Origin of the sequence: Pseudomonas sp. FP1742, assembly GCF_030687145.1 — a bacterium.
GTDB classification, from domain to species: domain Bacteria; phylum Pseudomonadota; class Gammaproteobacteria; order Pseudomonadales; family Pseudomonadaceae; genus Aquipseudomonas; species Aquipseudomonas frederiksbergensis_D.
In genome coordinates this window covers 263882-288084 of the sequence record NZ_CP117460.1, presented here as the reverse complement: position 1 = coordinate 288084, position 24203 = coordinate 263882, and the positions used below count along the sequence as shown (strand labels likewise).

The window sequence follows — 24203 nt, the reverse complement described above, 5'->3', positions numbered from 1 at the left end:
CGGCAACGGCTTGCAGCCGAATTAAGAACCAATAGTGCTGTGCTCAATACTTTTAGCTATAAGCGATTGGCAGTTGCCCCGCTAAATACCCGTGCCTATAGTCCTGACATCTTCCTCCGCCAGTACGGACCCATGATCAAACAACAGCTTGCCCGTTTTAACCGCCTGGACCTGCTCGGTCACCCTACCCCCCTGGAAAAACTCGAACGCCTGTCGACCTGGCTGGGCCGCGATGTGTACGTCAAACGCGATGACCTGACGCCATTGGCACTGGGCGGCAACAAACTGCGCAAACTCGAATACCTCGCCGCCGATGCCCTGGCCCAGGGCGCCGATACCTTGATCACCGCTGGTGCGATCCAGTCCAACCACGTGCGCCAGACCGCCGCCATTGCGGCCAAGCTTGGCCTGGGCTGCGTGGCGCTGCTGGAAAATCCACTCGGCACCGACGACAGCAACTACGTCGGCAACGGCAATCGGCTATTGCTGGACCTGTTCGATGCCAAGGTCGAGCTGGTGGAAAATCTCGACAATGCCGATGAACAATTGGAGGCGCTGGCCGCACGCCTGCGCAGCAACGGCAAGAAGCCTTATCTGGTGCCGATTGGTGGCTCCAATGCAGTGGGCGCTTTGGGTTATGTCCGTGCGGGCCTGGAACTGGCCGAACAGATCAAGGACACCGGGCTGCAATTTGCCGCGGTGGTCCTGGCTTCCGGCAGTGCCGGCACCCATAGCGGCCTGGCGCTGGCCTTGAGCGAAGTGCTGCCGGATTTGCCAGTGATCGGCGTGACCGTTTCCCGTAGCGATGAAGCTCAACGACCAAAAGTCCAGGGCCTCGCCGAACGCACCGCCGAGCTGCTGGGCGTGGGCCTGCCGGCGAGTTTCAAAGTCGAACTGTGGGACGAATATTTCGGCCCGCGTTATGGCGAGCCGAATGCCGGGACGCTGTCGGCGGTGAAACTGCTGGCGAGTCAGGAAGGGTTGTTGCTGGATCCTGTGTATACCGGCAAGGCCATGGCCGGTTTGCTCGACGGCATCGGACGTCAGCGCTTCGATGAGGGCCCGATCATCTTCCTGCACACCGGCGGGGCGCCGGCGTTGTTTGCCTACAAAGACTTTTTATAGCCGATAGTCCTGTGGCGAGGGGGCTTGCCCCCGTTGGGTCGCGCAGCGGCCCCTTGTGTCCGGCAGTCATATCGAGTCAGCAGACATTACGACTGCTTCGCAGCCGAACGGGGGCAAGCCCCCTCGCCACAGGAATGCATTCCTCCAATATTCATTTAAAGAATAACAAACTTAATATTTAGTATTTTCCTATCTAAAGACAGCATCATATAGTCACGCCGCAGGCGAATTTGCAGCAAGACGCATAAGCTGCTTTAGGGCAGGATATCGCAGTCGTTCAAATCCCGAATTTGCCAACTTTCCTTAAGCGTCTTCCATAAGAAAACACAGGGGCTTGTCATGAATTTTTCCGCACTACGTAGAAATCTGCTGGTGGGCTCGTTGGGCCTGGCACTCAGCGCCGGCCTGCTCGGGCAAGCGGTTGCCGGTGAGCAGCTGCAAAAAATCAAGGACGCCGGCGTGATCAACGTCGGCCTGGAAGGCACTTATCCACCGTTCAGCTTCGTCGACGAGGCCGGCAAACTGAGCGGCTTCGAAGTCGAGTTCTCCGAAGCCCTGGCCAAAGAGCTGGGCGTGAAGGTCAAACTGCAGCCGACCAAATGGGAAGGCATCCTCGCCGCCCTGGAATCCAAGCGTCTGGACGCGGTGATCAACCAGGTGACTATCACCGAAGAGCGCAAGAAGAAGTACGACTTCTCCCAGCCATACACCGTTTCCGGGATTCAGGCGCTGACCCTGACCAAAAACAAAGACACCATCAAGACCGCCGCCGATCTGGCCGGCAAGAAAGTCGGCGTAGGCCTGGGCACCAACTACGAGCAGTGGGTGAAAGAGAATGTGCCTAAGGCTGACGTCCGCACCTACGAAGATGACCCGAGCAAGTTCCAGGATCTGCGCGTCGGCCGCATCGACGCCATTCTGATCGACCGCCTGGCCGCGCTGGAATACGCCAGGAAGGCCAAGGACACTGCCGCCGCCGGCGAAGCGTTCTCCCGCCAGGAAGCCGGTATTGCCCTGCGCAAAGGCGAGCCTGAGCTGCTGGCCGCGGTGAACAAAGCCATCGACAAGCTGCGTGCCGACGGTACGCTGAAAAAGCTTTCGGAAAAATACTTCAGCGCTGACGTCACTCAATAATGGGAGAAGCTTTCCAACTCGCGCTGGACTCCGCGCCCTTTCTACTCAAGGGCGCGTACTACACAGTCATCCTGAGCCTGGGCGGAATGTTCTTCGGCCTGCTGATGGGCTTCGGCCTGGCGTTGATGCGCCTGTCGCGCTTCAAACTGGTGAGCTGGATTTCCCGCATCTACGTGTCGTTCTTTCGCGGCACGCCGTTGCTGGTGCAACTGTTCGTGATCTATTACGGCTTGCCGCAATTGGGTATCGAACTTGATCCGCTGCCGGCAGCCCTGATCGGCTTCTCGCTGAACATGGCCGCCTACGCCTGCGAAATCCTGCGTGCCGCGATCAGCTCCATCGAGCGCGGCCAGTGGGAAGCCGCCGCCAGTATCGGCATGACCCGCGCGCAAACCCTGCGCCGGGCCATCCTGCCGCAAGCGATGCGCACAGCCCTGCCCCCGTTGGGCAACAGCTTCATCTCGCTGGTCAAGGACACCGCGCTGGCAGCCACCATTCAGGTGCCGGAGCTGTTCCGCCAGGCGCAGCTGATCACCGCCCGTACCTTCGAAATTTTCACCATGTATCTTGCCGCCGCGCTGATCTACTGGGTTCTGGCGACTGTACTGTCGCACCTGCAGAACAAGTTGGAAGAGCGGGTCAATCGGCACGACCAGGAGTCCTGACCCAATGATTGTCGTGGAAAAACTGACAAAGCAGTTCAAGGGTCAGGTGGTGCTCAACGGCATCGATCTGCAGGTGAAGGAAGGCGAGGTGGTGGCAATCATCGGCCCCAGCGGCTCGGGCAAGACCACGTTCCTGCGTTGCCTGAATTTTCTGGAGGAACCCACCAGCGGCCGGATCAAAGTCGGCGACATCGAGATCGATGGCAGCCGCCCCTTGAACCAGCAGCAGACCCTGGTACGACGCTTGCGCCAGCATGTGGGTTTCGTGTTCCAGAACTTCAATCTGTTCCCCCATCGTACGGCCCTGGAAAACGTCATCGAAGGCCCGATCGTGGTGAAGAAAATTCCACGGGCCGACGCCGTTGCCTTGGGTAAGAAGTTATTGGCCAAGGTTGGCCTGGCGGGCAAGGAAGACGCTTACCCGCGACGCCTTTCCGGCGGTCAGCAACAGCGCGTGGCGATTGCCCGGGCGCTGGCGATGGAACCGGAAGTGATCCTGTTCGATGAACCGACCTCGGCGCTGGACCCGGAATTGGTGGGCGAAGTATTGGCGACCATCCGCGGCCTGGCCGAAGAGAAACGCACCATGGTGATCGTCACCCACGAGATGGGGTTTGCTCGGGACGTGGCCAACCGTGTGGTGTTTTTCGACAAGGGTGTGATCGTCGAACAGGGCGAAGCCAAGGCGCTCTTTGCCAACCCGAAAGAAGAACGGACCAAGCAGTTTCTCAGCAAGTTCCTTAATAACGCTTAATTGCGTCCTTTCAAAAAACCGTCAACTTCCATGGATGGAAGTGCCCCCCTTCATCTAAAAACCTCATACCCCTCCTTCCCGACCTATTTGATTCATCCAAACCATAAATAACTTCCGGTCACCCCGTGCGGTACATATATATGTCCTGCAACAGATTCATCTCTCTTAAAATCCATGAAATCCGTCACCACCCTCACTCAATGGGTTGCTGCCTCCAGGGCATAAAACCCACCAAATATTGGTCTAAATTCGACAGCACGATGCGGTTTACTAACTACATCGCGTAGGAAATTTCTGAATAACCCAAGAACCAAACTTTAACCAATCAGTTCTATTGACACCTATTCGATCGCACTCTTATCTAGTCTCCAACAGACGACTTTCATCAAACTCGATCACTCTTCAAACACACAAAAAGTGAATCGTTTTGTTGCCTGGTAATTCACGCCTTTCGATCTTTCAGAAACGGACTTCGCGGTAAGGCTTCAAGGAGAGAACCCCATGACAAGCACTTCGAACAAACCCGAACTTGCAGCCCCGACCCTGGCGCAAACTCACAAGGCTGGCATCAACATCACCTCGGCCGCTCATCTCATGATCGATGTGCCGCCCTACCCCGGCATGGACGAAGGCGACCTGATCGAACTGTTCTGGAACAACTGCTACGTGGCCTCCTGTGTATTGGGAGCGGATCATGGCGACAAAGCGGTGAGCCTGCGGGTGCCGGAAAGCTTCATTGCCAACGGTTCTGCTCGCGTCCATTACAAGGTCATGCAGGTCGGGCAAGGGCCGGCGGTATCTCCAGCGACGCGTGTCCAGATCAAACTGGATTGCCCCGGTGGCCTGCCCTCCCCACTTTGCGATGAGGAAAACCAAAGCCTGGCACCCGTGTTCATCCCCGAGACCATTCGCCGTCACGGGGTCAACCCGAACCAGGTCAAACGCGGCGTGCCATTGACCATCGAACCGTACCTGAACATGGCCGCCGACGACGAAATCACCCTGCGCTGGGGCGATGTGCGCATGGACCTGCCCAAACTCAAGGCCAGCGATGTGGGCCAGCCGATTCAGGTCTGGGTGCCGCCGGCGATCATTCTCGAAGCCGGCGAAGATCTTCGACTGGAAGTGACCTACTGCATTCTCGATCGGGTGGGCAACAACTCGCGCTGGGCACCGGCCCGCACACTGAAGATCGGCTGTGCCAATCCCTACCTGAAAGTGCCGCCGAAAGAAGTGCTCGAAGCCGCAGAACCCAGAAAGCGGTGAGGCCCTGTAGCAGCTGGCAAAGCCTGCGTTCGGCTGCGAAGCAGTCGCAAAAACCGTGTACCGCAGTCATTCAGGTTGATCGCGGGCTCAGGATTTACGACTGCTGCGCAGCCGAACGCAGGCTTCGCCAGCTGCTACAGGGAAGAGACTGATACCTCTTCTATCTATATTCCTAAAAGTTAGTTCATTAATTATTTATACGCGTTTAGGGTATATACACCGGACCACCGGACATTCGTGTTTTTCGTTCGCCGCAACACCTGCGGCGTTTTCATGAGATGTGAGGTAGGTATGGTCCGGAACACAATCACCCCAGTGCAAATCGCCAGGGCATTGCGTGCAGCCAAGGAGCGGCACTGATGTCCAGTCTGGCAGATGCAATCGTCCAGAGTGATCTGGACGTCGCCCCATTGTTGTTGCCCGCGCAGGTCTTGCGCAACGACGCACAAGCCATCAAGGCGGCCCATGAGCTGGCGCAAGTCGCCCGCCTGCAAGCCGCCAAACGTGACCAGCAGCGCAAGTTGCCCTGGTCGGAAATCGAGCAGTTCACCCGCAGCGGCCTGGGCAGCATTGCCATCCCCCGTGAGTACGGCGGCCCACAGGTTTCATTCGTCACCGTTGCCGAAGTCTTCGCGATCATTTCCGCGGCCGACCCGGCCCTGGGGCAGATTCCGCAGAACCAGTTCGGGATTCTCAATCTGATACTCGGCAGTGCCACTGAATCGCAAAAAAAACAGCTGTTCAAAAGCGTGCTCGAAGGCTGGCGAATCGGTAACGCAGGCCCTGAGCGCGGTACCAAAAATACCCTGGAGCTCAAGGCGCGAATCACTGCCGACGGCGATGGCTTCGTCATCAACGGGCAGAAGTTCTACTCCACCGGCGCCTTGTTCGCCCACTGGGTGGCCGTCAAGGCGCTGAACGACGACGGCAAGCAAGTGCTGGCCTTCGTTCGTCGTGGCACCCCGGGCCTGCGCATCGTCGATGACTGGTCGGGTTTCGGCCAGCGCACCACCGCCAGCGGCACCCTTTTGCTCAACAACGTGTGGGTCGACGCCGAGCTGGTGGTGGATAACTGGAGGATCAACGACAGCCCGAACACTCAGGGCGCCGTATCGCAGCTGATTCAAGCAGCCATCGACGCCGGCATCGCCCGGGGCGCTATCGATGACGCCATCGAATTCGTGAAAACCCGTGCCCGGCCCTGGATCGACGCCAATGTCGAACGGGCCAGCGACGACCTCTACGTGATCGCCGATATCGGCAAGCTGAAAATCGAACTGCACGCCGCCGAAGCGCTGCTGCGCAAGGCCGGGCAAGTGCTCGATCAGGTCAACGCCGCGCCGCTCACCGCCGAGTCCGCGGCCCGCGCCTCGATTGCCGTTGCCGAGGCCAAAGTGCTGACCACCGAGATCTCGCTGCTGGCCAGCGAAAAGCTCTTCGAACTGGCCGGCAGCCGCGCCACCCTCGCCGAATTCAACCTCGACCGCCACTGGCGCAATGCCCGGGTGCACACGCTGCACGACCCGGTGCGCTGGAAGTATCACGCGGTTGGCGCTTATCACTTGAACGGCACGTTGCCGGCTCGCCACTCCTGGATTTAACGACCAGATCTCTGGAGAAACACATGTCTCTTTCTCACCACGTCGCGGTCATCACCAGCGATGAACAAGCCCTGATCGTCGCCAGTGACCTGGCCGATGATTTCAAACGCGACAGTGCCCTGCGCGACCGTGAACGTCGGTTGCCGCACCCGGAGCTGGAAGTGTTTTCCCGTTCGGGTCTTTGGGGCATCAGCGTGCCGAAAGAATACGGCGGCGCCGGAGTTTCCAATGTCACCCTGGCCAAGGTGATCGCGTTGATCGCCCAGGCTGACGGTTCACTCGGACAGATCCCGCAAAACCATTTCTACGCCCTCGAAGTGCTCCGTGTGAACGGCAGCCATGAGCAGAAAAAACGCCTGTACGCAGAGGTATTGGCCGGTCAGCGCTTCGGCAACGCATTGGCGGAACTGGGCACCAAAACCGCCCATGACCGCGTCACTAGCCTGACCCGCGACGGTAGTGGCTATCGCATCAACGGCCGCAAGTTCTACGCCACCGGCGCGATTTACGCCCAACGCATCCCCACCTCTGTAGTGGACGAAAACGGTGTGCAGCAACTGGCCTTTGTCCCGCGCAACAGCAAAGGCCTGACGGTCATCGACGACTGGAGCGGCTTCGGCCAGCGCACCACCGGCAGCGGTTCGGTGGTGTTCGAGGATGTCTACGTCGCAGCCGAAGATGTGGTGCCGTTTCAAAGCGCGTTCGAACGCCCGACCACCGTTGGCCCGCTGGCGCAGATTCTCCACGCCGCCATCGACACCGGCATCGCCCGCGCCGCCTATGAAGATGCCCTGCATTTCGTGCGGACCAAAACCCGGCCATGGATCGACGCCACGCATGAAAAAGCCACCGAAGACCCACTGACCCTCAAGAGCTTCGGCCACTTGAGCATTCGTCTGCATGCCACCGAAGCCTTGCTGGAACGCTCCGGCGAATTCCTCGACCGGGCCCAGGCCGACACCAACACCAAAACCGTCGCCGCCGCGTCGATTGCGGTTGCCGAAGCCCGGGCCATCAGCACTGAGATTTCCCTCGCCGCAGGCAGCACGTTGTTCGAACTGGCCGGTAGCCAGGCGACCCTGATCGAACACGGTCTGGACCGTCACTGGCGCAACGCCCGGGTGCACACCCTGCACGACCCGGTGCGCTGGAAGTATCACGCGGTGGGCAATTACTACCTCAACGATGAAAACCCGCCGTTGCGGGGGACCATTTGATGAGCAAAAAGAAGATCCTGCTCAACGCGTTCAACATGAACTGCATCGGGCACATCAACCATGGCCTGTGGACCCATCCACGGGACACGTCCACCCAGTACAAGACGATCGAATACTGGACCGAACTGGCGCAACTGCTGGAGCGCGGACTGTTCGACGGTCTGTTCATCGCCGACATCGTCGGCGTGTACGACGTCTACCAGAACTCGGTCGACGTGCCGCTCAAAGAGTCGATCCAGTTGCCGGTCAACGACCCGCTGTTGCTGGTATCGGCCATGGCTGCGGTCACCAAGAACCTCGGCTTCGGCCTGACCGCCAACCTGACCTACGAGCCGCCGTATCTGTTCGCCCGGCGCCTGTCGACCCTCGATCATCTGAGTCGCGGCCGGGTCGGCTGGAACATCGTCACCGGCTATCTGGACAGTGCCGCCAAGGCCATGGGCCTCAGCGAGCAGGTGGAACACGACCGACGTTACGACCAGGCCGACGAATACCTGCAAGTGCTCTACAAACTCTGGGAAGGCAGCTGGGAAAACGCCGCGGTGCTCAACGACCGCGAGCAACGGATCTACGCCCAGCCAGACAAAGTGCACAAGGTCGAGCACAAGGGTGAGTTCTATCAGGTCGAGGGTTATCACCTCTGCGAGCCGTCGCCGCAACGCACGCCGGTGCTGTTCCAGGCTGGCAGCTCCGATCGCGGCCTGCTGTTCGCCGGGCGGCATGCCGAGTGCGTGTTCATCAGCGGCCAGAACAAACCGGCGACCCGGATTCAGGTGGACAAGGTACGCGCCAGCGCCGTCGAAGCCGGGCGCAAGCCTGAGGACATCAAGGTGTTCATGGGTTTGAACGTGATTGTCGGCGCCACCGAAGCGCTGGCCTGGGCCAAGCATGCCGAGTACCTGAGCTACGCCAGCGCCGAGGCCGGCGTGGCGCACTTTTCGGCGTCCACCGGGATCGATTTTTCCGAATACGAACTCGACGAACCGATCCAGTACGTGAAAAGCAACGCCATCCAGTCCGCCACCAAAAACCTGCAAAACAACGACTGGACCCGCCGCAAACTGCTGGAACAACACGCCCTCGGTGGCCGCTATATCACCGTGGTCGGCTCGCCTGAGCAAGTGGCCGATGAGTTGGAATCGTGGATCGCCGAAACCGGCCTCGACGGCTTCAACCTGACACGGATCGTCACCCCGGAAAGTTATGTGGATTTCATCGACCTGGTGATTCCCGAGTTACAGCGCCGTGGGTCGTACAAGACCGCTTACGACGACGGCAGCCTGCGGGAAAAACTGTTCCGGCGTGACGCGCATTTACCTGAGCAACATACCGGCGCCGGTTACCGGCGCTAAAAGCTTCGCGAGCAAGCCCGCTCCCACATTAGATCCGTGGTGAACAAACATTTTGTGCCCGACCCGATCCACTGTGGGAGCGGGCTTGCTCGCGAAGAGGCCCGACCCGACACCACACATTTCATGCCCTGACTGGAAGACATCTCATGACCAAAAAACTCTTTACCCACCCAGTCAAAGCACTGGCCCTGGCCCTCGGCCTCTTCAGCTCCATCACCTTCGCCGCCGACGCGCCGTTGAAGGTCGGCACCACCGCCGCCTTCGCCATTCCGCTGGAGGCCGCCGTAGAGGAAGCCAGCAAACAAGGCCTGAAAGTCGAACTGGTGGAGTTCAGCGACTGGATCGCTCCCAACGTCAGCCTCGCCTCGGGCGACATCGACGTGAACTATTTCCAGCACATCCCGTTCCTGGAAAACGCCAAGGCCGCGGCCGGATTTGACCTGGTGCCGTTCGCCCCGGGCATCATCAACAACGTCGGCCTCTATTCGAAGAAATACAAAAGCTTCGCCGAGTTGCCCGAGGGCGCCAGCGTGGCCATCGCCAACGACCCGATCAACAGCGGTCGCGGTCTGCAACTGTTGGCCAAGGCCGGGCTGATCACCCTCAAACCGGGCGTCGGCTACAAGGCCACTGAAGAAGACATCACCGCCAACCCGAAGAAAATCAAAATCCTCCAGGTCGAAGCCGTGCAACTGGTACGCGCCTACGACGACGCCGATCTGGTCCAGGGCTACCCGGCTTACATCCGTCTGTCGAAGACCTTCGATGCCAGTTCCGCCCTGCTGTTCGATGGCCTCGATCACAAGGAATACGTGATCCAGTTCGTGATCCAGCCGAAAAGCAAAACCGACCCGCGCCTGATCAAGTTCGTCGACATCTATCAGCACTCGCCAGCCGTTCGCGCGGCACTGGATAAAGCCCACGGCAAGCTCTATCAAGCCGGCTGGGAAAGCTGAGCATGACCGCCGCCATCCAACGGCGACTGGAGACTCCAGAGCCGCACAGTGCTGAACGCACCGAGCTGCACCCCGAACTGAACCGCGCCCACGTGCGCTTCATCGGCCTGGGCAAAACCTACACCGGCCAGCAAGGTCCGGTGGCGGCCCTGGACGGTATCGACCTGGCGATCCAGCGCGGCGAAGTGTTCGGCATCATCGGGCGCAGCGGTGCCGGCAAGTCGTCGCTGATCCGCACCATCAACCGCCTCGAACAACCGAGCAGCGGGCGGGTGCTGATCGATCAGGTGAATATCGGCGAGTTCGATGAAGAGCACCTGGTAGGACTGCGCCGACGCATCGGCATGATCTTCCAGCACTTCAATTTGATGTCGGCCAAGACAGTTTGGCAGAACGTCGAATTACCATTGAAAGTCGCCGGTGTGCCCAAGGAAAAACGCGAGCAGAAGGTCCGTGAATTGCTCGAACTGGTGGGTCTGCAAGGTAAACACAAGGCTTATCCGGCGCAGCTTTCCGGCGGGCAGAAACAACGTGTCGGCATCGCCCGTGCGTTGGTGCATGACCCGGAGATTCTGCTGTGCGACGAGGCCACTTCGGCCCTCGATCCGGAGACCACCCAATCGATCCTCGGCCTGCTGCGCGAGATCAACCAGCGACTGGGCCTGACCATCGTGCTGATCACCCACGAGATGGCGGTGATCCGCGATATCTGTGATCGGGTCGTGGTGCTGGAGCACGGGCGAATCGTCGAGCAAGGGCCGGTCTGGGAGGTCTTCGGCAACCCGCAGCATGAAGTGAGCAAGACCTTGCTCGCACCGCTGCAACACGGCCTGCCGGACGAACTGCAAAGCCGCTTGCGGGCACAGCCACAGTCTTCGGACGCTGCCGTGGTCCTGCGCTTGCAATTCACTGGCAATACACGCGACGAGCCAGACCTGGCGGCGCTGTTCAGCGCCCTCGGTGGCCGCGTGCGTTTGCTGCAAGGGGGTGTGGAACGGATTCAGGGCCATGCGCTGGGGCAATTGCTGCTGGCGGTGACCGGTTCGTCCCTCGGCGCCGAGGAATTGCGTCAGCGCGCCAGTCATTGGGCGCAACAGGTGGAGGTGCTGGGTTATGTGGTTTGATCGATTGCTGCAAGGCTTCATCGACACCTTCCTGATGGTCGGTGTGTCGTCACTGATCGCGCTGTTGGCGGGCATTCCGTTGGCGGTGATTCTGGTTACCAGCACCAAAGGCGGGATCTACGAAGCACCGGCGCTGAACCGCGCATTGGGCGCGTTCGTGAACCTGTTCCGCTCGATCCCGTTTCTGATTTTGATGGTGGCGTTGATTCCGTTTACCCGGTTGATCGTCGGCACCACCTATGGCGTATGGGCCGCTGTGGTGCCACTGACCATCGCCGCCACACCGTTCTTCGCACGCATCGCCGAGGTCAGCCTGCGGGAAGTCGACCATGGGTTGATTGAAGCGGCGCAGGCGATGGGCTGCCGGCGCTGGCATATCGTCTGGCATGTGCTGTTGCCTGAAGCGCTGCCGGGGATTGTTGGTGGTTTCACCATTACGCTGGTGACCATGATTAACTCGTCGGCCATGGCCGGCGCGATTGGGGCCGGTGGGTTGGGGGACATTGCTTATCGGTATGGGTATCAGCGGTTTGATAGCCAGATCATGCTGACGGTGATTGTGTTGCTGGTGGTGTTGGTGGCGATGATTCAGTTGGGTGGAGATCGATTGGCCCGTGGACTCAACAAGCGCTGATCGAGATAGCAGCCGTGGCTGAAGTCATTGGTCGCCAGTGATACCGCTTTCGCGAGCAAGCCCGCTCCCACACTGGATCGCGTCGAACACCAATTCTATGTTCACCGAAGATCAACTGTGGGAGCGGGCTTGCTCGCGAATGGCTGCGCAGCAGCCCCCGGCGTCATGGCGTATATTCGACACATTCCCATTGCCTGCGCAGCCAACCATGAAACAGACTCCCGACGACCTGGAGCAGATCACCTCCACTACCCTGGGCCATTACAACGCAGTGGCCGAGGACTTCCGTGAAGGCACTCGCGATCACGATGTCAGCCAGAATATTGATGCCCTGCTGCGGCATATTCAGGGTAATGCGCCCTTCAGTATTCTCGACTTTGGCTGCGGCCCCGGTCGCGACCTGAAAACCTTTACCCGCATGGGCCACATAGCCATCGGGCTCGATGGTTCGGAAAAGCTTGCGCAGATGGCCCGGGAGGACAGTGGTTGCGAAGTCTGGCAGCAGGACTTTCTGAAACTCGATCTGCCGGCCGAGCGCTTTGACGGGATTTTTGCCAATGCGGTGCTGTTTCATGTCCCGAGCCAGGAATTGCCGCGGGTGTTGAAGCAACTGCGCGCGGCGTTGAAACCGGGCGGCGTGTTGTTCAGTTCCAATCCCCGTGGCGAGAATCAGGAAGGCTGGAACGGGCCGCGTTATGGGGCGTATTACGATCTTCAGGTGTGGCAGGACATGCTGACCGAGGTGGGGTTTGTGGAGCTGGAACATTACTACCGGCCGGCGGGGCTGCCGCGGGAGCAACAGCCTTGGTTGGCCAGTGTTTGGCGTAAGGTGTAAGCAGCTCAAGTCTGAGGTGTCGGTACTGACGCTTTCGCGAGCAAGCCCGCTCCCACATTCGACCGAGTTGTCCAGACGGACGCGATCAAATGTGGGAGCGGGCTTGCTCGCGAATAGAGCGCGAAGCGCTCGCCTTTACTGCATCTCTTTCTTCGGCTCGCGCACCTTGTACCAGGCCACGTACAGCGCCGGCAAAAACAGCAGCGTCAGCAACGTCGCAATGATGATCCCGCCAATCATCGCGTAGGCCATCGGCCCCCAGAACACTTCCCGGGCAATCGGGATCATCCCCAGGCTCGCTGCCGCCGCCGTCAACAGAATCGGCCGCCGCCGATGTTCCGTGGCCTGCACCACCGCGTCCCACGGCGTGTAGCCGTCCTTCTCGAAGGCGTCGATCTGGGTCACCAGAATCACCGAGTTGCGGATGATGATGCCGATCAGCGCCAGAATCCCGAGGATCGCCACGAAGCCCATGGGCGTGCCCGTGGGGATCAGCGCCAGCACCACGCCGATCAAGCCGAGCGGCGCGACGCTGGCCACCAGGAACAGCTTCTGCACACTGTGCAGCTGGATCATCAGGAAGGTCGCCATCAAAAACAGCATCAACGGCACCACCTTGGCAATTGGCCCCTGGGCCTTGCCGCTTTCCTCCACCGTGCCGCCGGTGGCGACTTTGTAGCCCACCGGTAAACCGGCGGCGAACTTGTCGATGTCCGGTTGCAGCTGTTTCACCAGGTCGGTCGGCTGAATCTCGTCGCGCACGGCGGCCTTGATGGTGATGGTCGGTTTGCGGTCACGACGCCACACCAGCGGCTGCTCGAGTTCATAACCCACTGTGGCAAACGCCAGCAGCGGAATCGAAGTGCCACCGGGGGTGACGATCTGCAGGTTCTGCAAGGTTTCCGGGCTACCGCGCTCGGCATCTTCAGCGCGGCCGACCACGTCGATCAGGTAAATATCGTCATCGACCTGCGTCACCGGCGAGCCGACGACGATGCTGTTCATCAGGTTCGCCACGTCTTCCGACGACAGTCCCAGTTGCCGCGCCTTGTCTTGCGCGATGTCGATGCGCAGGACTTTGCCCGGCTCGTTCCAGTCGTAAATGATCTCGCCGATGTGCGGATTTTTATCCAGTTCAGTGGCCAGGGCGATCGCGTGTTTGCGCACTTGATCGATGTCTTTGCCGCTGACCCGGTACTGAATCGGCCGCCCCACCGGCGGGCCCATTTCCAGGGCCTGGACGTAACTGCCGATGCCGACGAACTCTTCACGCAAGCGCTTTTGCAAACGAGCAGTCAGCGCCGTGCGTGACTCCAGGCCTTTGCTGACGATCACCAGTTGCGCGTAGTACGGGTTCTGCAGTTGCTGGTCGAGGGGCAGGTAGAAACGGATCGCGCCCTCGCCGATGTAGGTGCTCCAGCGCACGATGTCCGGGTCGCCCTTGAGCGTTGCTTCAAGCTTGTCCACCACCTTGCGGGTTTCGGCAATCGAGGCGTTTTGCGGCAGGTTCAGGTCGACGAGAATTTCCGGACGGTCCGAGGACGGGAAGAACTGGTTCTGCACGAACTGCATCGAGAACACCGAGAGCACAAACAGCGCCACGGTAATGCCGATGGCCCACCAGCGATTGCGCATGGCCCATAGCAGGCCGCCATTGAACGCCCGACCGATGCGCCCTGGCTCTGCGTCGTGAGGTTTCACGTTGGTACTCAGAATGTGCACACCGAGCACCGGAGCGAACAGCACCGCGACGATCCACGACACCAGCATGGCCACCGCGATCACCGCGAACAGCGTGAAGGTGTACTCACCGGCCGAGCTTGCGTTCAAGCCGATCGGCACGAAACCGGCGACGGTGACCAGCGTGCCGGTGAGCATCGGGAAAGCGGTCGAAGTGTAGGCGAAGGTCGCCGCCTGTTCTTTGGTTTCGCCCATTTCCAGACGCGTGACCATCATCTCCACCGTGATCATCGCGTCGTCCACCAGCAGACCGAGGGCGATGATCAGCGCCCCGAGGGAAATCCGCTGCATGGTGATGCCGCTGTATTCCATGAAAAGGAAGACCATCGCCAGCACCAACGGAATCGAACACGCCACCACCAGACCGGCGCGCACGCCAAGGCTGACGAAGCTGACGATCAGCACGATCACCACCGCCTCGAACAACGCACTGGTGAAGCCGCCGACGGCGTCTTCCACTACTTCGGCCTGGTCGGACACGTTGTGCACGCCAACGCCCACCGGCAAGTCGGCGGTCAGCTCGTTCATGCGCAGGTGCAGCGCCTTGCCGAAATCCTGAATGTTGCCGCCCTTCTTCATGGCAATCGCCAGACCGATGGCGGGCTGGCCGTTGAAACGAAACTCCGGGGTGGCCGGATCGACATAGCCACGGCTGATGTCGGCGATATCGGCCAACCGGTAGAAGCGCTCGTTAAGCTTCAGGTTGACGTTGGACAGGTCTTTCTCAGAGACAAACTGCCCCGAGGTCCGCACCGAAATCCGTTCCGGCCCGGCCTCGATCACCCCGGCCGGGGTCACGGCGTTCTGCGATTGCAGGCTCTGCACCACCTGACGCTGATCGATGCCGAGGGCGGCGAGTTTGCGGGTGGAGAAGTTCAGGTACAGCACTTCATCCTGCTCGCCGATCATTTCGACCTTGCCCAACCCCGGCACTTCACGGATTTCGGCACGCACCTGTTCCACGTAGTCGCGCAACTGGCGCATCGACAGGCCATCGGAGGTAAACGCATACACCGAACCGAATACGTCGCCGAACTCATCGTTGAAACCCGGCCCTTGCAGGCCTTGCGGGAAGTCGCCGCGAATGTCGTTGATCTTCTTGCGCACCTGGTACCAGATTTGCGGAATGTCCTTGGCGCTGGTGGTGTCGAGCAGGTTGACGAAGACCGTCGATTCGCCGGGGCGGGTGTAGCTTTTCACGTAATCGAGCGAGTCGAGTTCTTCGAGTTTTTTCTCGATCCGGTCAGTGACTTGCTTGAGAGTTTCTTCCTGGGTCGCGCCGGGCCAACGGGTCTGGATCACCATGGTTTTGATGGTGAACGACGGGTCTTCTTCGCGACCCAGGTTCAAGTAGGAGAGCACGCCCATCAACAGCGCGACGAACATCAAATACCAGACAAACGACTGATGCTTGAGGGCCCACTCGGATAAGTTGAAACTCCCTTTCATTACGGGCTGTCCTCGTCGATTTTCACTTTCTGCCCCGGCTTGAGGCTATTCACGCCGGCACTGACCACCCGCTCGCCGGACTTCACGCCGTTGGCCACGACCACCGTGTCGTCGGTCCGGCTGATCAGGCTGACCTCCCGTGGGGCAACGGTTTGCGTCTGTGGATCGACGATCCAGATCCGCTTCTTCCCATCGACCTCCTGCAATGCGCTCGCCGGCAGTTCGAGGCGCGGTTTGATGGCGGAGCTGAGGGTCACGCTGATCGCCGTGCCGAGGTGAAAACCCGGGGGCGTATCAGTCAGGCTCAGGCGGGCACGACGGGTACGGGTCGCGCTTTGGGCCTGGGGTTCGATTTCGCGCACGATGGCGGTGCTGGTGATGCTCGGGTCCAGCTGTGAGGCGACCTGGAACACCACGTCGGCCGGCAAATCATCGACCAGGGTATCGGGCAAATCGATCACCGCTTCCTTGATGTCCGGCTGCGCCAGGGTCACCACTTGCTGGCCGGCGGTCACCACTTGCCCGGCTTCGGCATTCCACGCGGTGACAATGGCTTTGTGATCGGTGCGCAGCTCGACGTAGTTGAGTTGGTCCTTCGCCTGGTTGACTGCGGCCCTGGCTTGATCGAGGGATGCCTGGGTGGTTTTCAAATCGGTCTGGGCGATGTCCAGTTGCGCCTGGGCGCCGACCCCGCGATTGAACAATTCCTGCTGACGCCGGGCGTTGGCCTGGGCGTTGATGAGCTGCGCCTGAACACGCGCCAGATCACCCTGGGCCGAGCGCAACTGGTTCTGCTGATCGGTGGGGTCGAGGGTGGCGAGCAAGGCGCCTTTCTGGACTTCGGCGCCGACATCGACATTGCGGCTGGCGATACGCCCCGGCACCCGGAAACCGACATTGCTTTCGTAACGGGCCTGAATGCTGCCGGCAAACCGGCCGAGGTCCTCTTGATTGAGCACTTTCACTTCCACAGACAACACCGGCCGCACTGGTTCTGGCGGTGCTTCTTCCTTGGAACAGGCACCCAGCAGTACGGCGGCGGACAACAGCAACAGGCGTTTCATGGCTGGGCTCCTGCTGCTGGGGTCTGGGTGTTTTCGACGATTTCCACCCTCGCGCCCGGGTGCAGCAACTGGCCGCCCGCTGTGACGACTTTTTCGCCAGCGGTGAGGCCGGCGCTGACAATGACTTTGCCGGTCAGGTAGCGCCCAACGGTGACGGTGTGCAACTGCGCCTTGCCCTCGGCGTCCACCAGCCACACGGCCGGGTCGCTGAGGTTTTTGGTCAGGGCCGCCCAAGGCAGTTCCACGGCGGTTTTGCCCACTGGCTTGGCCGTGGCGCTCACCACCGACCCGAGCTGCATGCCCTCGGGAAGACTGTCGAGGCTGACTTTGACTTGCACCGTGCCGGTCTGCGCGGACACTGCCGGCGTGACTTCCCGAACGGTGCCCGTGGCCTTGATCTTCGGATTGTCGAGCAGGCTGACCACAATCGATCGGTCCGACGGCGGTTCGGTCAGCAGCGATTCGTAAACGTTGAACACCGCGTCACGCTCGCCGTCCCGGGCCAGGCTGAAAATCGGCACCGTGGCCTGTACCACCTGGCCGACTTCGGCCTGGCGCGCGGTAATCACGCCTGGCGCATCGGCAATCAACGCGGTGTAGCTCAATTGATCGCGGGCGTTGGCCAATTGCGCTTGAGCCGCGCTCAATGCGCTCTGGCTGCTGCGCAAGGCCGCTTGGGCAGAGTCGTATTCGCTCTGGCTGGTGTAGCCCTTGGGCAGGAGTTTTTGCTGGCGAACGAAGGCGGCGGCAGTCTGTTTGACCCGTGCCTGTTCGGCAACCACCTGGGCCTGGGCCGAGTCGACATTGGTTTGCAGGTCTTTCGGGTCGAGCCTGGCCAGCACTTGTTTGGCCGACACCCGGTCACCGACATCGACCATGCGCTGGATGATCTTGCCGCCCACGCGGAACGACAACTCGGTCTGGACTCGGGCCTGAACATCGCCGGTGAGTGTCACCGCGGCGGCGTAATCGGTTGGCTTGACCTCTTGCACGAAGACTCGCGGACGGTCCTTCTCGACGGGCTTTTTTTCGCCACAGGCGGTCAGCAAGGCGAAGAGGCTCAGGCCAACCATTAATTTCAATCCGGGACCCGCCATGCAAACTCCTTTGCGTTGTACGTACGTGCCAGTGACGATACGACTGTGAGCTTAGAACAGGGTTCAACAGCTGCATGGGCTTGTTGCTTACCTTGTTCCCGCTCGGCCGCGCAGCCGCCGTAAACCGGCTGGCGCCGTTATCCTGAAAAACGCGGTAACTGATTTTAGGGCGGCATCGCTACCCAAATGGGGCAAGTCCCCCCGCCCAAGGCCGACGATAAGGCAAACTGACGGCCCTGCTGCTGGAAGCTTCCCATGCTCAAAACACTCGCGGTGGCCAATTACCGCTCGATCAATAAATTGGTGATTCCGCTTCAACGGTTGAACCTGATCACCGGCCCCAACGGCAGCGGCAAGTCCAACCTCTACCGCGCCTTGCGCCTGCTGGCGGAAACTGCTCAGGGTGGAGTGGTCAATGGGTTGGCACGCGAGGGTGGACTGGATTCTACCTTCTGGGCCGGACCGGAAACCATCACCCAGCGCATGCGCAATGGTGAGATCCCGGTCCAGGCCACCATGCGACACGGCGCCAAGCGCCTGCGCCTGGGGTTTGCCGGCGAAGACTTCAGCTACTCGATCGCGCTGGGCCTTGCGGAACCGAGTCTCTCCATGTTTTCTCTGGACCCGGAAATCAAAAGGGAATGCATCTGGTCAGGGCCGTTCTATCGCCCGGCCAGCCTGCTGGTGGATCGCGACGGCCCGATGATTCGCACACGGGCCGGACGCGGCTGGGAGGTGCTGGCCCAGCGCACACCGAATTTCGACAGCCTGTTCGATCAGGTCGGTAGCTTGCGCACCTCGCCGGAGGTCTTGCAGCTGCGTGAATTCATCCGCCGCTGGCGCTTCTACGATCACTTTCGCAGCGATGCCGATGCCCCGGTGCGACAACCACGGCTGGGCACTCGCACGCCGGTGTTGCACCACGACGGTCGCGACCTCGCAGCGGCGTTACAGACCATCCGCGAAATCGGCGATCCCGAAGCCATGCAGGCGGCGATCAGCGATGCCTTCCCCGGCTCGACGCTGAACATCGCACTGCTGCAGGGTGGGCGATTTGCGATCGAGTTTTATCAGGAAGGGTTGCTGCGGCCATTGTCCGCCGCCGAGTTGTCGGACGGGACGTTGCGCTACCTGTTGTTGGTCGCGGCACTGCTGACGCCTCGACCGCCGACGCTGATGGTGTTGAACGAGCCGGAAACCAGTCTGCATCCGGACCTGTTGCCGGCGTTGGCGCGCTTGATTATGCGAGCGTCCGAGCAGTGTCAGGTGTGGGTGGTGTCCCACGCACGGCGCTTGATCTCGGCGTTGCAGCAAGACCCGGAGTGCAATTGCATTGTGCTGGAGAAAAATTTCGGCCAGACCGGGATGGTCGGGCAGCGGATGCTGGATGAGCCGGTGTGGTATTGGCCGGATTAAGCGGCGTCTGATAAGCCGCCTTCGCGGGCAAGCCCGCTCCCACATTTGATCAGAGACGTACACAAATCTTGTGTCCACTAAAGATCGAGTGTGGGAGCGGGCTTGCCCGCGAAGACGGTGGCAGGGTCACAACAAGGCCGAGAGAATCACCCCTGCCACTTCCCACCCTCGACAATCACGCTCTCAGGCCTGGTGTCATCGCTGAGTTCTTTACGCACGTACTGGTCGTACAGCTTGAGCAGGTACTTCTCCTCACCCAGCTTCGCCAGCTCGGCATTCACCCAATCGCGCAGTTCGATGTTGCCCTTCTTCACCGCCGGGGCGATCGGTGCTTCGGCACCCAATTTCTGCTCCAGTACACGGTAGCCCGGGTTTTGTTTGGCCCAACTGAACAGCACCAGATTGTCCTGCGCATAAGCGTCGCCGCGACCATTGGCCAGGGCTTGCAGAGACTCGGAGTTTTTCTCGAATTTCAGCAGTTTCCAGTCCGGATGATTTTTGGTCAGCCAGATGTCCGCCGTAGTGCCCGTGGTGACAATGGTGGTGCGGGTTGCCAGGTCATCGAGGGTCTTCACCGAACTCGCCTGCGGCACCAGTGCCTGCACCGCCACTTTGAGGTTCGGGTTGGTGAAGTCCACCGCGTCCTTGCGCTCCGGGGTGACGGTCATGTTGGCCAGGATCAGGTCGACCTTGTCGCTTTGCAGGAACGGAATCCGGCTCGCCGGCTCCACCGCCACGAACTCGACCTTGCTCTCGTCGCCCAACAGATCCTTGGCGAATTGGCGACCAATGTCGGTATCGAACCCCACGTAGCGCCCGGTCTCATCGACAAAACCGAACGGCGGTTTGTCGGTGAACACGCCGACAATCAGCTTGTCCCGGGCTTTGATCTTTTCCAGGTAACCGGCTGGTGCGCTGCTGACGCTGGCGACTTTCGGCTTGGCCGGTTCTTCGGTTTTGTTGCAACCGGCCAGCAGCGCCAGGCCGAACAGCGGGAGTAGCAGTAGAGAAGACTTGGCAGTTTTCATGGCAGTTCCAGTTCCTTTGTTTGAGTCGTTTTGGGTAGTGCGGCGACATAGGAGAACTTCTCCAGGAACTGCTGCGCTCGTGCGGTTTGCGGGTTCGTAAAGAAAATCTCGGGTGGGTGTTGCTCAAGGATGCGCCCGGCGTCCATGAATACGATGCGGTCGGCCACGGCGCGGGCGAAGGCCATTTCGTGGGTGACGATCAGCAGCGTCATACCTTCGCGGGCCAGCCCCTGAATCACTTCGAGTACCTCCTTGACCATCTCCGGGTCGAGGGCGGCTGTGACTTCGTCGAAGAGCATGACCTGGGGATTCATGCACAGCGAACGGACGATGGCGATGCGTTGCTGCTGACCACCGGAGAGCTGACGCGGGAACGCGTCGCGCTTGTCCAACAGGCCCACGCGCGCCAGCAAGGCTTCGGCCTGGGCGCGGGCTTCGCGACGTTCGCGTTTCTGCACCTTCAGCGGGCCGAGCAACAGATTGTCGAGTACGCTCATGTGCGGGAACAGGTGGTAGCTCTGGAACACCATGCCGATCTGCTGACGCACTTCACGCCAATCGGTGCCCTTGTCCAGCAGCTCGCGGCCGTTGAATTTCAAACTGCCGCTGTGGGCGACTTCCAGGCCGTTGAGGCAGCGCAGCAAGGTGCTTTTGCCACAGCCGCTGGGGCCGAGGATGACGATCACTTCGCCCGTTTTCACCTTCAGGTCGATGCCATTGAGCACCTGCTGCTCACCGAAAAACTTGTTGAAACCCTTGAACTCGATCAATGCGCTCATGCTTGCGTCCAGCGCCGCTCCAGCACGCGGGAAGCGGCTGACAGCGGGTAGCAGATGAAAAAGAAAAACAGGAACAGCGCGCCGTAGATCAGTACCGATTCGTAGGTGCGCTCGATGATCTGCTGGCCGACCTTGATCACGTCCACCACGCCGATCAGCACCGCCAGGGAGCTGGTCTTGATGATCCGCGTGTAGACGTTGATGGTCGGCGGCGTCATGCGTTTCAGCGCCTGGGGCAGCAGCACATAGCCGTAGAGTTGCGGGCCGTTCAAGCCAATCGACAACCCCGCCTCACGCTGCCCACGTGGCAATGAATGCAAGGCGCCGCGCACCACTTCCCCGACTTCGCTGGCGCCCCACAGCGACAGCACCAGCACCGCGCACCAGAAGCTCGGAATGCTCAGGCCGAAAAAAATCGGCAGGCCGAAGAACAGCAAATACAACCAGACCAGCACCGGGATCGCCCGGAACAGTTCCAGATAGACCCGCAAAATTGCGTTGAGCCATGTCGAATTCAGCGTGCGCAACACGCCGTAGAGCACCCCGCCGACGGTGCTGAAGGCGATGCTCAGGAATGAGATCGACAAGGTTTGCGCAGCGCCCCTGCCCAGTTGCGGCAACGACACCCAGAGCAACTCAAGACCCGAACTGGCCATGCTGGAGCCTCCTTTCCAGACGGCTGAGCAGCAGCGACAACGGTAAAAACAGCAGCACGCAAATCAGCGTCAGCACGGCGAGCATTTCGTAGGTTTTGTAATAGAGCGCGATGTAGCTCTTGGTGGTGTAGAGAATCTCCGGCACCGCCACCGCCGAGACCACCGTGGTTTCCTTGAGCAGGAAAATGAAATTGGCGAACAGTGACGGCAGGCTGAGGATCCCGGCTTGCGGAAGGATCACGTAGCGCAGCAATTGCCCGTGGGACAGGCCGATAGAACGGCCGGACTCAAGTTGCGCCTGGGGCACCGCATCCACCCCGGCGCGCAGGACTTCGGTGAGATAGGCACCGCCGAGAAAAGTCATGGTGATGATCGCCGCCGCAAAGCCCGAGACCTTGATGCCCAGCACCGGCAAGGCGAAGTAGACGAAGAACAACTGGATCAGCAATGGCGTGTTACGCGCCAACTCCACATACAGCCCGACCAGGCGCTGTAGATAAGGCGTGCGGAACACCAGAATCGTCGCGTTGATCAGCGCCACCAGCAACGAAGTGCCAATAGCGATCAAGCCGACCTGCAGCGTCACGCCAACGGCTTTGAGAAACGCCGGCAGGGTGCTGAGGATAAATGCGTAATCGAAGGTCATTGAACATCCTGTACGCCGCTCGGTAAGCGACGATGGCGCAGTCCATGGGCAGTGGATAACTACCCGGCAGGCACCGACTTTAAAGGTATAAAAAGAGGAATTTAAATACCGTTAAAGCATATTGATATCACGCAAAAAACTATCCTGCGGATTTGCGGCGGCAGGGGAAGACGACTATTTTCCCTTGCGCTGTAGGAGGGATCTTTTTTTCAAAATGCCCCTCCAAGGACGTGCAGCTTTTGGTCAGACTCCCTGGCCGAACCATCACAAGGAAGAGAACATGGCTGACGTAAAAGTGCCGCCGCGGCTGGATCCGCAGGACATCGTGAAATTGCTGGTGGCGCTGCGCAGGGCGTTGAAGGCCAGAGAGGCCTAGACCGAGAGCAGGTTCCCTGTGGCTGGGGACTTGCTGTGGCGAGGGGGCTTGCCCCCGTTGGGCTGCGAAGCGGCCCTAAAACCTGCATTCCGATTCCCTCTGACACACCTCATGGACTGATCGGCGACTGCTGCGCAGCCGAACGGGGCGAAGCGGCGTTCCGACAAGCCCCCTCGCCACAGGTGAAACACACCTCAATAAAAAACGCCGACGCTGTAGTAGCCGTCGGCGTTTGAAACCTTGAAGGGGTTCGAGACTGCGATCAATCAGAACGCCGGCAGTACCGCGCCGCTGTATTTCTTGTCGATGAACGCCTTCACTTCCGGGCTGGTCAGGGCCTTGGCCAGTTTCTGGATGGCAACGCTGTCCTTGTTGTCTGGACGTGCCACCAGGAAGTTCACGTAAGGCGAATCGGCACCTTCGATCACCAGCGCGTCTTTGGCCGGGTTGAGGCCCGCGTCCAGCGCGTAGTTGGTGTTGATCATGTCCAGGTCGACCTGATCCAGAACACGCGGCAGCATGGCCGATTCCAGTTCCTTGAACTTGAAGTTGTGCGGGTTCTTGGCGATGTCTTTCGGGGTGGCCAAAGCGTTTTTCGGGTCTTTCAACTCGATCAGGCCAGCCTTCTGCAGCAGGATCAAGGCACGGCCGCTGTTGCTACCTTCGTTCGGGATGGCGATGGTTGCGCCGTCTTTCAGCTCAGCCAGGGTTTTGACTTTCTTCGAGTAGCCGCCGAACGGTTCGACGTGCACACCGATCACAGTTACCAGGTTGGTGCCTTTGCCTTCGTTGAAGCTTTTCAGGTACGGCAGGGTCTGGAAGTAGTTGGCGTCCAGACGCTTCTGGTCGACCTGCACGTTCGGCTGAACGTAGTCGGTGAAAACTTTGATCTCCAGGTCCACGCCTTCTTTGGCGAGGGTCGGCTTGATCAGTTCAAGAATCTCGGCATGTGGAATCGGCGTCGCCGCAACCACCAGTTTCTCGCCAGCCTGGGCCAGGCCCGCGGTCAGGGCAGCCGCCAATGCGGTGAACAACAGAACCTTTTTCATGCAGTGTCCTTATCGAAAATCGCGGTCATCATCGACGACGGCTAGATGTTTAGGTGCCAGTGAAGTGCTATCGCTGGCGTGACGCGGACAATACCGGGATTTTTTATTCCAGAACAATATCTTTTATTCACTTTCATATTCCATTTTGCTCATAAAACAAAACCACCCCCACAACCTCTGTGGGAGCGGGCTTGCTCGCGAAAGCGGGCTGTCAGTCGACATTAATGTTGCCTGGCACAC

Annotated in this window: 21 protein-coding genes; 13 read left to right on the top strand and 8 right to left on the bottom strand. The window is 60.0% G+C overall.

All coding sequences use genetic code 11. The annotated features are described in order from the left end of the window. Positions 1–132: 132 nt before the first annotated feature. The 12 genes from PSH64_RS01235 to PSH64_RS01180 all read left to right on the top strand — a co-directional run bounded on the left by PSH64_RS01235 (position 133) and on the right by PSH64_RS01180 (position 12663). Positions 133–1125: a D-cysteine desulfhydrase gene (locus tag PSH64_RS01235; protein WP_105347323.1), complete on the top strand. Its 993-nt coding sequence runs from the start codon at positions 133–135 to the stop codon at positions 1123–1125. 339 nt (positions 1126–1464) lie between these two features. Then, on the top strand, positions 1465–2259 hold the full coding sequence (tcyJ, locus tag PSH64_RS01230) for a cystine ABC transporter substrate-binding protein (protein WP_105347327.1): 795 nt from the start codon (positions 1465–1467) through the stop codon (positions 2257–2259). Further along, on the top strand, positions 2259–2924 hold the full coding sequence (gene tcyL / locus PSH64_RS01225; protein WP_007939566.1) for a cystine ABC transporter permease: 666 nt from the start codon (positions 2259–2261) through the stop codon (positions 2922–2924). Before tcyJ ends, tcyL begins: the two co-directional genes overlap by 1 nt. Before the next feature lie 4 nt (positions 2925–2928). Further along, positions 2929–3678: an L-cystine ABC transporter ATP-binding protein TcyN gene (gene tcyN, locus PSH64_RS01220; RefSeq protein WP_305410784.1), complete on the top strand. Its 750-nt coding sequence runs from the start codon at positions 2929–2931 to the stop codon at positions 3676–3678. A 501-nt stretch (positions 3679–4179) separates the two neighbouring features. Next, positions 4180–4944: a hypothetical protein gene (locus tag PSH64_RS01215; RefSeq protein WP_305479705.1), complete on the top strand. Its 765-nt coding sequence runs from the start codon at positions 4180–4182 to the stop codon at positions 4942–4944. 359 nt (positions 4945–5303) lie between these two features. Beyond that, positions 5304–6545, top strand: a complete 1242-nt coding sequence (locus PSH64_RS01210; RefSeq protein ID WP_305479703.1) for an SfnB family sulfur acquisition oxidoreductase — start codon at positions 5304–5306, stop codon at positions 6543–6545. Between the two features lie 23 nt (positions 6546–6568). Further along, positions 6569–7762 carry an SfnB family sulfur acquisition oxidoreductase gene (locus tag PSH64_RS01205; RefSeq protein ID WP_305479701.1) on the top strand — a complete coding sequence of 398 codons (1194 nt, stop codon included), beginning with the start codon at positions 6569–6571 and terminating at the stop codon, positions 7760–7762. Next, the gene (locus PSH64_RS01200; RefSeq protein WP_305479699.1) at positions 7762–9114 is read left to right on the top strand and encodes an LLM class flavin-dependent oxidoreductase; all 1353 of its coding nucleotides are present in this window, start codon (positions 7762–7764) and stop codon (positions 9112–9114) included. The genes PSH64_RS01205 and PSH64_RS01200 overlap by 1 nt, the downstream gene beginning before the upstream one ends. Positions 9115–9260: 146 nt before the next feature. Next, complete coding sequence (locus PSH64_RS01195; protein WP_305479697.1) at positions 9261–10070, top strand: MetQ/NlpA family ABC transporter substrate-binding protein; 810 nt, start codon at positions 9261–9263, stop codon at positions 10068–10070. Positions 10071–10072: 2 nt separating this feature from the next. After that, positions 10073–11194 (top strand): methionine ABC transporter ATP-binding protein, encoded by a 1122-nt coding sequence (locus PSH64_RS01190; RefSeq protein ID WP_305479695.1) that lies wholly within the window; start codon positions 10073–10075, stop codon positions 11192–11194. Then, on the top strand, positions 11184–11828 hold the full coding sequence (locus tag PSH64_RS01185; RefSeq protein WP_305479693.1) for a methionine ABC transporter permease: 645 nt from the start codon (positions 11184–11186) through the stop codon (positions 11826–11828). Before PSH64_RS01190 ends, PSH64_RS01185 begins: the two co-directional genes overlap by 11 nt. Positions 11829–12036: 208 nt before the next feature. Further along, positions 12037–12663 carry a bifunctional 2-polyprenyl-6-hydroxyphenol methylase/3-demethylubiquinol 3-O-methyltransferase UbiG gene (locus tag PSH64_RS01180; protein ID WP_305479691.1) on the top strand — a complete coding sequence of 209 codons (627 nt, stop codon included), beginning with the start codon at positions 12037–12039 and terminating at the stop codon, positions 12661–12663. A 135-nt stretch (positions 12664–12798) separates the two neighbouring features. Here the strand turns inward: PSH64_RS01180 and PSH64_RS01175 are convergent, their stop codons facing one another. From PSH64_RS01175 to PSH64_RS01165, 3 genes are read right to left on the bottom strand one after another with little or no spacing between them, the layout of a single operon-like run. Next, positions 12799–15852 carry an efflux RND transporter permease subunit gene (locus PSH64_RS01175; RefSeq protein WP_305479689.1) on the bottom strand — a complete coding sequence of 1018 codons (3054 nt, stop codon included), beginning with the start codon at positions 15850–15852 and terminating at the stop codon, positions 12799–12801. Further along, complete coding sequence (locus tag PSH64_RS01170) at positions 15852–16916, bottom strand: efflux RND transporter periplasmic adaptor subunit (RefSeq protein ID WP_105347352.1); 1065 nt, start codon at positions 16914–16916, stop codon at positions 15852–15854. The genes PSH64_RS01175 and PSH64_RS01170 overlap by 1 nt, the downstream gene beginning before the upstream one ends. After that, entirely contained in the window at positions 16913–18013 is a 1101-nt protein-coding gene (locus PSH64_RS01165; RefSeq protein WP_305479687.1) for an efflux RND transporter periplasmic adaptor subunit, read from the bottom strand. Before PSH64_RS01165 ends, PSH64_RS01170 begins: the two co-directional genes overlap by 4 nt. 255 nt (positions 18014–18268) lie before the next feature. On the opposite strand from PSH64_RS01165, the gene PSH64_RS01160 reads away from it, so the two are divergent. Further along, positions 18269–19429: an AAA family ATPase gene (locus tag PSH64_RS01160; protein ID WP_305479685.1), complete on the top strand. Its 1161-nt coding sequence runs from the start codon at positions 18269–18271 to the stop codon at positions 19427–19429. A 146-nt stretch (positions 19430–19575) separates the two neighbouring features. On the opposite strand, the gene PSH64_RS01155 is transcribed toward PSH64_RS01160, so the two are convergent. The 5 genes from PSH64_RS01155 to PSH64_RS01135 form a co-directional block, all read right to left on the bottom strand. Continuing rightward, positions 19576–20457 (bottom strand): transporter substrate-binding domain-containing protein, encoded by an 882-nt coding sequence (locus PSH64_RS01155; RefSeq protein WP_305479684.1) that lies wholly within the window; start codon positions 20455–20457, stop codon positions 19576–19578. After that, positions 20454–21236, bottom strand: a complete 783-nt coding sequence (locus PSH64_RS01150) for an amino acid ABC transporter ATP-binding protein (protein ID WP_305479682.1) — start codon at positions 21234–21236, stop codon at positions 20454–20456. The genes PSH64_RS01155 and PSH64_RS01150 overlap by 4 nt, the downstream gene beginning before the upstream one ends. Next, entirely contained in the window at positions 21233–21892 is a 660-nt protein-coding gene (locus PSH64_RS01145; protein WP_305479681.1) for an amino acid ABC transporter permease, read from the bottom strand. Before PSH64_RS01145 ends, PSH64_RS01150 begins: the two co-directional genes overlap by 4 nt. Continuing rightward, complete coding sequence (locus PSH64_RS01140) at positions 21873–22538, bottom strand: amino acid ABC transporter permease (RefSeq protein ID WP_305479680.1); 666 nt, start codon at positions 22536–22538, stop codon at positions 21873–21875. The genes PSH64_RS01145 and PSH64_RS01140 overlap by 20 nt, the downstream gene beginning before the upstream one ends. A 642-nt stretch (positions 22539–23180) precedes the next feature. After that, entirely contained in the window at positions 23181–23963 is a 783-nt protein-coding gene (locus PSH64_RS01135; protein WP_007941045.1) for a MetQ/NlpA family ABC transporter substrate-binding protein, read from the bottom strand. Positions 23964–24203: the final 240 nt, after the last annotated feature.

Excerpts from the sequence above, each read along its gene's own strand:
- PSH64_RS01155 (WP_305479684.1), bottom strand. The coding sequence starts at position 20,457 with ATGAAAACTGCCAAGTCTTCTCTACTGCTACTCCCGCTGTTCGGCCTG.
- PSH64_RS01210 (WP_305479703.1), top strand. The coding sequence starts at position 5,304 with ATGTCCAGTCTGGCAGATGCAATCGTCCAGAGTGATCTGGACGTCGCC.
- PSH64_RS01190 (WP_305479695.1), top strand. The coding sequence starts at position 10,073 with ATGACCGCCGCCATCCAACGGCGACTGGAGACTCCAGAGCCGCACAGT.
- PSH64_RS01195 (WP_305479697.1), top strand. The coding sequence starts at position 9,261 with ATGACCAAAAAACTCTTTACCCACCCAGTCAAAGCACTGGCCCTGGCC.
- PSH64_RS01235 (WP_105347323.1), top strand. The coding sequence starts at position 133 with ATGATCAAACAACAGCTTGCCCGTTTTAACCGCCTGGACCTGCTCGGT.
- tcyN (WP_305410784.1), top strand. The coding sequence starts at position 2,929 with ATGATTGTCGTGGAAAAACTGACAAAGCAGTTCAAGGGTCAGGTGGTG.
- PSH64_RS01215 (WP_305479705.1), top strand. The coding sequence starts at position 4,180 with ATGACAAGCACTTCGAACAAACCCGAACTTGCAGCCCCGACCCTGGCG.
- PSH64_RS01145 (WP_305479681.1), bottom strand. The coding sequence starts at position 21,892 with ATGGCCAGTTCGGGTCTTGAGTTGCTCTGGGTGTCGTTGCCGCAACTG.
- PSH64_RS01160 (WP_305479685.1), top strand. The coding sequence starts at position 18,269 with ATGCTCAAAACACTCGCGGTGGCCAATTACCGCTCGATCAATAAATTG.
- PSH64_RS01180 (WP_305479691.1), top strand. The coding sequence starts at position 12,037 with ATGAAACAGACTCCCGACGACCTGGAGCAGATCACCTCCACTACCCTG.
- tcyL (WP_007939566.1), top strand. The coding sequence starts at position 2,259 with ATGGGAGAAGCTTTCCAACTCGCGCTGGACTCCGCGCCCTTTCTACTC.
- PSH64_RS01165 (WP_305479687.1), bottom strand. The coding sequence starts at position 18,013 with ATGGCGGGTCCCGGATTGAAATTAATGGTTGGCCTGAGCCTCTTCGCC.
- PSH64_RS01185 (WP_305479693.1), top strand. The coding sequence starts at position 11,184 with ATGTGGTTTGATCGATTGCTGCAAGGCTTCATCGACACCTTCCTGATG.
- PSH64_RS01205 (WP_305479701.1), top strand. The coding sequence starts at position 6,569 with ATGTCTCTTTCTCACCACGTCGCGGTCATCACCAGCGATGAACAAGCC.
- PSH64_RS01175 (WP_305479689.1), bottom strand. The coding sequence starts at position 15,852 with ATGAAAGGGAGTTTCAACTTATCCGAGTGGGCCCTCAAGCATCAGTCG.
- PSH64_RS01170 (WP_105347352.1), bottom strand. The coding sequence starts at position 16,916 with ATGAAACGCCTGTTGCTGTTGTCCGCCGCCGTACTGCTGGGTGCCTGT.
- PSH64_RS01200 (WP_305479699.1), top strand. The coding sequence starts at position 7,762 with ATGAGCAAAAAGAAGATCCTGCTCAACGCGTTCAACATGAACTGCATC.
- PSH64_RS01140 (WP_305479680.1), bottom strand. The coding sequence starts at position 22,538 with ATGACCTTCGATTACGCATTTATCCTCAGCACCCTGCCGGCGTTTCTC.
- PSH64_RS01135 (WP_007941045.1), bottom strand. The coding sequence starts at position 23,963 with ATGAAAAAGGTTCTGTTGTTCACCGCATTGGCGGCTGCCCTGACCGCG.
- tcyJ (WP_105347327.1), top strand. The coding sequence starts at position 1,465 with ATGAATTTTTCCGCACTACGTAGAAATCTGCTGGTGGGCTCGTTGGGC.
- PSH64_RS01150 (WP_305479682.1), bottom strand. The coding sequence starts at position 21,236 with ATGAGCGCATTGATCGAGTTCAAGGGTTTCAACAAGTTTTTCGGTGAG.